10 protein-coding genes are annotated in these 7,798 nt (G+C 73.0%); 6 read left to right on the top strand and 4 right to left on the bottom strand.

Annotated elements, in window-relative coordinates; translation table 11 throughout:
* The 3 genes from mutL to MET9862_RS27490 form a co-directional block, all read left to right on the top strand.
* Positions 1-1,873: DNA mismatch repair endonuclease MutL (gene mutL / locus MET9862_RS27500; RefSeq protein ID WP_142586103.1), on the top strand; the 1,873-nt coding region annotated here is incomplete at its 5' end.
* A 304-nt stretch (positions 1,874-2,177) separates the two neighbouring features.
* Positions 2,178-2,597, top strand: coding sequence for a helix-turn-helix domain-containing protein (locus MET9862_RS27495; RefSeq protein WP_142586102.1), 420 nt, complete (start codon positions 2,178-2,180; stop codon positions 2,595-2,597).
* Between the two features lie 34 nt (positions 2,598-2,631).
* The gene (locus MET9862_RS27490; RefSeq protein ID WP_142586101.1) at positions 2,632-3,009 is read left to right on the top strand and encodes a cupin domain-containing protein; all 378 of its coding nucleotides are present in this window, start codon (positions 2,632-2,634) and stop codon (positions 3,007-3,009) included.
* On the opposite strand, the gene MET9862_RS27485 is transcribed toward MET9862_RS27490, so the two are convergent.
* From MET9862_RS27485 to MET9862_RS27470, 4 genes are all read right to left on the bottom strand, one after another.
* A complete protein-coding gene (locus MET9862_RS27485; RefSeq protein WP_142586100.1) occupies positions 2,982-3,983 on the bottom strand; it encodes an inorganic phosphate transporter in 1,002 nt (333 codons plus the stop codon). The two genes, MET9862_RS27490 and MET9862_RS27485, sit on opposite strands and share 28 nt — an antisense overlap.
* 61 nt (positions 3,984-4,044) lie before the next feature.
* Positions 4,045-4,689 (bottom strand): DUF47 domain-containing protein, encoded by a 645-nt coding sequence (locus tag MET9862_RS27480; RefSeq protein ID WP_142586099.1) that lies wholly within the window; start codon positions 4,687-4,689, stop codon positions 4,045-4,047.
* A gap of 162 nt (positions 4,690-4,851) precedes the next feature.
* A complete protein-coding gene (locus MET9862_RS27475) occupies positions 4,852-5,556 on the bottom strand; it encodes an SDR family NAD(P)-dependent oxidoreductase (protein ID WP_142586098.1) in 705 nt (234 codons plus the stop codon).
* 97 nt (positions 5,557-5,653) lie between these two features.
* Positions 5,654-6,139 (bottom strand): nucleoside deaminase, encoded by a 486-nt coding sequence (locus MET9862_RS27470; RefSeq protein WP_244612936.1) that lies wholly within the window; start codon positions 6,137-6,139, stop codon positions 5,654-5,656.
* A 143-nt stretch (positions 6,140-6,282) separates the two neighbouring features.
* Between MET9862_RS27470 and MET9862_RS27465 the strand changes: the two genes are divergently transcribed.
* The 3 genes from MET9862_RS27465 (at position 6,283) to MET9862_RS27455 (ending at position 7,516) form a co-directional block, all read left to right on the top strand.
* On the top strand, positions 6,283-6,474 hold the full coding sequence (locus MET9862_RS27465; RefSeq protein ID WP_142586097.1) for a CsbD family protein: 192 nt from the start codon (positions 6,283-6,285) through the stop codon (positions 6,472-6,474).
* 102 nt (positions 6,475-6,576) lie between these two features.
* On the top strand, positions 6,577-6,753 hold the full coding sequence (locus MET9862_RS27460) for a DUF1328 domain-containing protein (RefSeq protein ID WP_082772855.1): 177 nt from the start codon (positions 6,577-6,579) through the stop codon (positions 6,751-6,753).
* Between the two features lie 136 nt (positions 6,754-6,889).
* Positions 6,890-7,516 (top strand): LysE family translocator, encoded by a 627-nt coding sequence (locus tag MET9862_RS27455; RefSeq protein ID WP_142586096.1) that lies wholly within the window; start codon positions 6,890-6,892, stop codon positions 7,514-7,516.
* Positions 7,517-7,798: the final 282 nt, after the last annotated feature.

The following is a 7,798-nucleotide window of genomic DNA, read 5'->3' as shown; positions in this document are numbered from 1 at the left end:
CGCCGCGGGCGCCCGCGCCATCGAGGTCACGATCGAGCGCGGCGGGCGCCAGCTCGTCCGGGTGGTGGATGACGGCGTCGGCATGGGGCCGGACGACCTGGCGCTGGCGGTCGAGCGCCACGCCACCTCGAAGCTGCCCGACGGCGACCTCTTCCGGATCGACACCCTGGGCTTCCGCGGCGAGGCGCTGCCCTCGATCGGCGCGGTCTCGCGGCTCACCCTCACCTCGCGCACCGCCGAGGCCGAGCAGGGGGCGAGCCTCACCGTCGAGGCGGGGGCGAAGGGGCCGGTGCGGCCCGCGCCCGCGCAACGCGGCACCCGCATCGAGGTGAGCGAGCTGTTCGCGGCGACGCCCGCCCGGCTCAAGTTCCTGAAATCCGACCGGGCCGAGACGGCGGCCGTCTCCGAGATCCTGCGCCGCCTCGCGGTTGCGCAGCCGCAGATCCGCTTCACGCTGCGCAGCGACGGCGGCACGCCTCTGGTCCTACCAGCGGAGGAGGGCGAGACGGCAAGCCTGCGCCGGCTCGCCGGCGTGCTGGGCGCCGATTTCGCGCCGAACGCGCTGCCCGTCGACCTCGCCCGGGAGGGGCTGGCGCTCACCGGCCATGTGAGCCTGCCGACCTTCAATCGCGGGGCGGCGAGCCATATCCACCTCGTGGTGAATGGCCGGCCCGTGCGCGACCGGCTGCTGCTCGGTGCCGTGCGCGGCGCCTATGCGGACACGCTCGCCTCCGACCGGCACCCGGTGCTCGGCCTGTTCCTCGCCTGCGATCCGGCCCTCGTCGACGTGAACGTCCACCCGGCCAAGACCGAGGTGCGCTTCCGCGATCCGGGCCTCGTGCGGGCCCTCGTGGTCAGCGCGATCCACGAGGCCCTGCGCCGGGGCGGCGCCCGCAGCGCCACCACCGGCGCCGCCCGCGCGCTGGAGGCTCTGCGCCCGGCCGCCGGCCCGCAATCCGCTCCGCCGCTGCGCAGCTATAGCGGCCTGAGCGCGCCGAGCCTGTTCCGGCCCGAGCGCCCGGCCATGCCCGCCGGCGCGCCCTCCTTCGGAGCCCCGCCGGGCTACCGCGCTCCGGCCCCGCAGGGCGATCTCGGCTTGAGCCATCGGGGACCGCCCCATCCCGGCCCGGGCCATGTCGGCTCGGGCGGCTTCGGAGAGGCGGCCCAGGCGCTCCTCGACGACGCCCCGCGCGACCCGCCGGAGACCGGCGCCGCGCCGCCCCAGGCCGCCGCCTTCCAGCCGCCCCTCGAGGAGGAGGCCCTCGACTTCCCCCTCGGCGCGGCGCGGGCGCAGATCCACGAGACCTACATCCTGGCCCAGACCCGCGACGGCATCGTCATCGTGGATCAGCACGCCGCCCACGAGCGTCTCGTCTACGAGCGGCTGAAGCGCGAGCGCGCGGCCGGCGGCATCCTGCGCCAGGGCCTGCTCATCCCCGAGGTGATCGAGCTGCCGCCCGACGCGGCGGAGCGGCTCGCCGCGGCGGCGCCCGATCTCGACCGGCTCGGCCTCGGGCTCGAAGCGTTCGGCCCCGGCGCCGTGCTGGTGCGCGAGGTCCCGGCCATCCTCCGCAACGCCTCGGTCCGGGCCCTCGTCGCCGACATCCTCGACGCCCTCGAGGCGAGCGGCGTGGAGGAGGGCGGCGAAGCCGCCGCCGAGGACGGCCCGCTCGGCCGCCGCCTCGACGCGATCCTGTCGCGGATGAGCTGCCACGGCTCGATCCGGGCGGGGCGTCGGCTGCACCCGCAGGAGATGAACGCGCTCCTGCGCGAGATGGAGGCCACCGAGAAGTCCGGCCAGTGCAATCACGGCCGCCCCACCTCGATCGCCCTCGCCCTCCACGACATCGAGCGCCTGTTCGGCCGCCGGTAGTGGACGGGGCGCCGGCCGGCTCACGGCCTCGTGCGCGAGAAAGTCGCCGACATTAACCTAGATTATTGAATCGAGCGCGCCGGACGGGGTGTCTTCCGGCGTGCCGCCCGGCCGTCGCGATCCGACCGGAACGGCCAGACGGGCCCGACAGATCGAGGCCGGAGGGCGCGTCCCCGGCTGCGGCGATCAGGCCGGGTCGATGAACAATTTTTGTTCACGGACGCCGCGCAACTTTGTTACAGATCGGCGCGAGCCGCCGAGCTTCCTTCAAGTCTCTCCCCACAATCGAGGCGCGTCCGCCATCATGACCGAGCCCAAAGGCCCGAAGCAGAAGCCGAAGCGCGCCACAGAGGTCGACCACACGGTCGGCAACCGCATCGCCCTGCTGCGCTCGGCCAGCGGCATGAGCCAGACCATGCTCGCCCATGCCCTCGGCATCAGCTTCCAGCAGGTGCAGAAATACGAGACCGGCAAGAACCGGATCGGTGCCGGGCGCCTGCGCGCCATCGCCGACCGGCTCGGCGTGCCGGTCTCGGTGTTCTTCGCCGAGGATCTCGAGGTCGCCGGGGACGGGCTCGGCGACCTTCTGGCGCTGCAGGAGAGCGGGGCGCTCGCCCTGCTCCAGGCCTACGAGTCGATCGCCGACGAGGCGATGCGGCGCGAGGTGCTCAAGCTCGTCCAGGCCGCGGCCCGGCTCGGACAGGGCTCGGAGCCGCTCGCCTGAGGGCTGGAGCGCACCGGAACCAGGATCGAGCGCCGTGGACGGCCTGCCCGCGAACCTGCTGACCGACCTGCCGCCGGCCGGGCCGGAGGAGGTCTTCACCCGCCTCCTGGCGGCGACCGGGCTCGTGGTCGAGCGCATCGTCTCGACCGGCCAAGCGAGCCCGCCGGGCTTCTTCTACGACCAGCCGCAGGACGAGTGGGTGCTGGTCCTCTCCGGCACCGCGGAGCTGCGCTTCGCCGACGAGGCGGCCCCGCGCCGCCTCGGCCCGGGGGACCACCTGCTGATCCCCGCCCGCCGCCGCCACCGCGTCGAGCGGACCGACCGGGACCCGCCGACGATCTGGCTCGCGCTCCATCTCGGCCCGGAGCAGGCAGAGCCGCCCGCTCAGCCGGCGAGCCCGGTGAGCGCGTAGGCGAGGGCCGCGATCAGGCCTGCGGCCGGCATGGTCACCACCCAGGCGACCACGATGTTGCCGGCCACCCCCCAGCGCACCGCCGCCGTGCGCCGGGCCGCGCCGACGCCGACGATCGCACCGGTGATGGTGTGCGTGGTCGAGACCGGCACGCCGAGCCAGGTCGCCGCGAACAGGGTGATGGCCCCGCCGGTCTCGGCGCAGAAGCCCTGCATCGGGTTGAGCCGCGTGATGCGCGAGCCCATCGTGTGGACGATCCGCCAGCCGCCGAACAGGGTGCCGAGCGCCATGGCCGCCTGGCAGGACAGGACGACCCAGAGCGGCACGTGGAATTCCCCGCCCGTGAGGCCCTGCGAGTAGAGCAGCACGGCGATGATGCCCATGGTCTTCTGCGCGTCGTTGCCGCCATGGCCGAGGGAGTAGAGCGAGGCGGAGACGAATTGCAGCACCCGGAAGGTGCGGTCGACGGCGAACGGCGTCGCGCGGACGAAGGCCCAGGAGACGGCGAGCACCAGGAGGAGGGCGAGCAGGAAGCCGATGAGGGGCGAGAGCACGATGGCGGCGATGGTCTTGGCAAGCCCGCCCCAGACCACCACCGCCAGGCCGGCCTTGGCGGTGCCCGCCCCGACGAGGCCGCCGACCAGGGCGTGGGACGAGCTCGACGGGATGCCGAGCACCCAGGTCGCGATGTTCCAGGCGATGGCGCCGATGAGCGCGGCGAAGATCACGCGCGCATCGACGATGCTCGCATCGACGATGCCGGTGCCGAGCGTCTGCGCCACGTGGAGGCCGAAGAACAGGAACGCGATGAAGTTGAAGAAGGCCGCCCAGAACACCGCGTAGCGTGGGCGCAGCACCCGGGTCGAGACGATGGTGGCGATGGAATTCGCCGCATCGTGCAGCCCGTTCAGGAAATCGAAGAACAGGGCCACCGCGATCAGGCCGACGAGATAGGGCAGGGCGATCGCGCTCATCGGCAGTCAGCCCCCGGCAGGGTCGCAGGAACCCCCGGCGGGGTCGGCAGAGGATGGCCCATCAGACGTTCTCGAGGACGATGCCGTTGATCTCGTTGGCGACGTCCTCGAAGCGGTCGACCACGCTCTCGAGGCTCGAATAGATCTCCCGACCGATCAGGTAGCGCATCGGATCGGTGCGTCCGTGCGCCTGGAACAGGGCCTTCACGCCCAGATCGTGCAGGTCGTCCGAGCGGCCCTCGACGCGGGTGACGGCCTCGGTCAGCGTGCCGAGGCGCTGGGCATGGGTGCCGATGGCGGCGAGAAGCGGCACCGCCTCGGCGGTGAGGCGGGCCGCCTCCACCACCGTGACGCCCATCTCCCGCATGGTCGGCTCGAAGTCGCGGACCTCGTAGAGGTCGATCAGCTTCACGGTCTTCTGCATCTGGTCGATGGCATCGTCCATCGACTGGATCAGGTCCTTGATGTCGCCGCGGTCGAAGGGGGTGATGAAGCTGCGCCGCACCGCGGCCAGCACCTCGCAGGTCACGATATCGGCCTCGTGCTCGTGGCGCAGGATGGCCTCGGCGTAGCGGGGCACGGACTCGCCCCCTTCGAGCAGGCCCTGCAGCGCCTCGGCCCCCGCCACCAGGGCGGCGGATTGGCGCGCGAACAGGTCGAAGAAGCGGTCCTCCCGCGGCATCAAGGCCCGGAACCAGCCCAGCATCCGATACGTCTCCCCTGTCGCCCGCCGGGGCGGGCCCGCGCGGGACCCGCGTCCGGCGCCCCGTTCCTTGCCCGGCTAGAGCGGTTCCCGATCCAAGCTCTTGCTTTGACGCGCTCTCTTGCGCCGAACCGGTGTCCACTTCGGCTTGAGGGCGCTCTACCCTCAGAAGCTCTCCAGCCAGGGTCTGAGTTCCATCTCCGCCGTCCAGGCGCTGCGGTCCTGGGCGAGCACCGCGCGGTAGGCGCGGGCGATGGCCTCCGGATCGAGGTGACTGTCGGGGGCGTCGGGCGCCTCCGCGGCGCGGGCCGGATTCCGGATGGCGCCGTCGATGACGAAATGGGCGACGTGGATGCCCTTGGGCTGCAACTCGCGCGCGAGGCTCTGGGCGAGGCCGCGCAGGGCGAACTTGCCCATCGCGAAGGGGCTCGATCCGGGAAAGCCCTTCACGCTGGCGGAGGCGCCGGTGAACAGGATGGCGCCGTGGCGGGCGGGCAGCATGCGCCGGGCCGCCGCCTGCGCCACCAGGAAGCCGCCGAAGGCACTCACCCGCAGGGACTCGGCCACCGCCTCGGCGTCGAGGGCGTCGATCGCCCCGCGCAGGCGCCCGCTCGCGTTGTAGACCACCACGTCCGGCGGGCCGCCGAGCGCCGGCTCGATCGCGGCGAACAGGGCCTCCACCGAGGCGCGCTCGCCCGCGTCGCAGGCATGGACCGCCGCCCCGGTCTCGCGGGCGAGGTCGGCGAGCTTGGCGACGTCGCGGGCGGCCAGTCCGACCTTGAGCCCGTCGGCGGCGCATTGCCGGGCGAGCGCCGCGCTCAGGCCCGCGCCGGCTCCGACGATGAGGACGCGTTCGTAGACGGGAACCATGGCCACCTCCGCTTCTCGATCTCCGCTTGTCGATGCGGGGGGAGGTGCGACAGGCGCGCCGAATGTCGAGGGCCGGGGCCGATCCGGCCGCGCGGGATCAGTCCCGCCGCTCGGCGAAGAAGGTGCGCAGCAGCTCCGCCGCCTCGCGCTCGCGGAAGCCGCCATAGACCTCCGGCGCATGGTGGCAGGTCGGCTGGTTGAACACCCGGGGCCCGTGCTCGACGCCGCCGCCCTTCGGGTCTGAGGCGCCGAAATACAGGCGCCGGATCCGCGCGAAGCCGATCGCCCCGGCGCACATCGGGCAGGGCTCGAGGGTGACGTAGAGGTCGCAGCCCGGCAGCCGCTCAGAGCCGAGGGCGGCGCAGGCTGCGCGGATCGCCAGGATCTCGGCATGGGCAGTCGGATCGTGCAGGGCGCGGGGACGGTTGTGGGCGGCGGCGAGGATCCGTCCGTCGCGCACCACCACCGCCCCCACCGGCACCTCGCCGGACGCGGCGGCGCGGCGCGCTTCGGCGAAGGCGCGCGCGAACGGATCGGCCTCGGCATCCGCTTCCGCGACGGAGCGGTGGATCGGTTTCTCCATCCCGGCGTTCCTAGCCCCGAACGCCGTCGCGCGGGCCGCGATCACGATTCGGGGACGCGTCTGATCCACGGAACATTCCGCCTCGGGCCGCCGTTCTGATGCCGACGCGGCTTAGCCGCAGACACGACAACGAGGAGACAGCCATGAGCAGCACCACGGACAAGATCAAGGGCGCCGTCAACGAGGCTGTCGGCAATGCCAAGCAGGGCATCGGCAATGCCACCGGCAACGACAAGCTGAAGGCCGAGGGCAAGGCCCAGGAGCTGAAGGGCGAGGCCCAGCGCGGCATCGGCGCCGCCAAGGACACGGTGAAGGACGCCGCTTCGAAGCTCTGACGCCGCAGGCGCTCCCCGGCGCGCCGTCTCCCGATCCCGGGTGATCGGGCGCTGCCGGGGAGCCGGACCGTTACAGGCACATCACAGGACACGGAGGTTTTCATGATCGGTTGGGCTGTCACCTTCCTCGTCGTCGCGCTCGTCGCCGCTCTGCTCGGCTTCGGGGGCATCGCGGGGACGGCCATGGAGGCCGCCAAGATCGTATTCTTCGTGGCGATCGCGCTGTTCCTGATCTCCGCCGTGTTCGGCGTGATGCGCGGCCGCGCCCCGCGGCTGTGACGGGCACCGCCCTGTCCTGACCGGATCCGGCGCCGGATCCCTTCCTCGAGGCGGCCCCACGGGCCGCCTCGTCGCGTTCGGGGGCCCTGCATCCGGGTGAGGTGCATCGTCGGGGTCGGCGCGGTATGGAAGCGCCATGCCCCTCCAGACGTGGTGGCTGTTCCTCTGCGCGGTGTTCCTGCTCAGCGGAACGCCCGGACCCAACATGCTGCACGTGCTGACCCGCAGCGTGCGCTTCGGCCTCGGCCCCAGCGTGCCGGCGGCCCTGGGCTGCCTCAGCGCGCTCCTCATCGTGCTCACCGGCGCCGCAGCGGGCCTCAGCGCGACGCTCGCCGCCTCGCCCGTCCTGTTCGAGATCCTGCGCTACGCGGGCGTCGCCTACCTGATCTATCTCGGCCTGCGCTGCTGGCGCGGCGGCGAGCCGATGCTGGAGCCGGGCGCCGCGCGCGCCCCGCGCGCGCCCACCGCCGCCGGCCTGTTCCGCGGCGGCCTGCTCGTCGGCCTGAGCAACCCCAAGCTCCTGATGTTCACGGCGGCCTTCCTGCCGCAATTCGTCGATCCGGCGCGGGCGCAGGGGCCGCAATTCGCCGTGCTGATCGCCACCTTCCTCGGCGTCGAGACCTTCTGGTTCTGCATCTACGGGCTCGGCGGCCGGCGCATCGCCCGCCTGCTGGCGCGCCCCCGGGCCCAGCGCCTGTTCGACCGGGCCACCGGCGCGATCTTCCTGGGCTTCGGCGCGGCGCTGCTCGGCACGCGGCATTAGAGCGATCGCGCGCCGAACCGGATGCCGGTTCGGCGAAAGGGCGCGCGTCGGGCCACGCTGCCGGAGAACAGCGTCTCGCGCCCCGCGATCCGCTCTGTTATGGGCTGGCGGATGAGCGACAAGTCCAAAGACGATGACGGCGCAGGGTCGGAGCCCTGGGTCCCCTCCACCGACGCCAACAGCGAGCGCCCGGACCGGACGCAAGGCCGCGAGCGGCCCGAGCGGAAGAAGGCGGCGCGCGCCCGCGCGGCCGAGGGCGACGCGCCCCTGCGCCGGCGCAAG

The sequence above is a fragment of the Methylobacterium symbioticum genome (assembly GCF_902141845.1).
GTDB lineage: Bacteria > Pseudomonadota > Alphaproteobacteria > Rhizobiales > Beijerinckiaceae > Methylobacterium > Methylobacterium symbioticum.
This window is presented reverse-complemented; position numbering and strand designations above follow the sequence as displayed.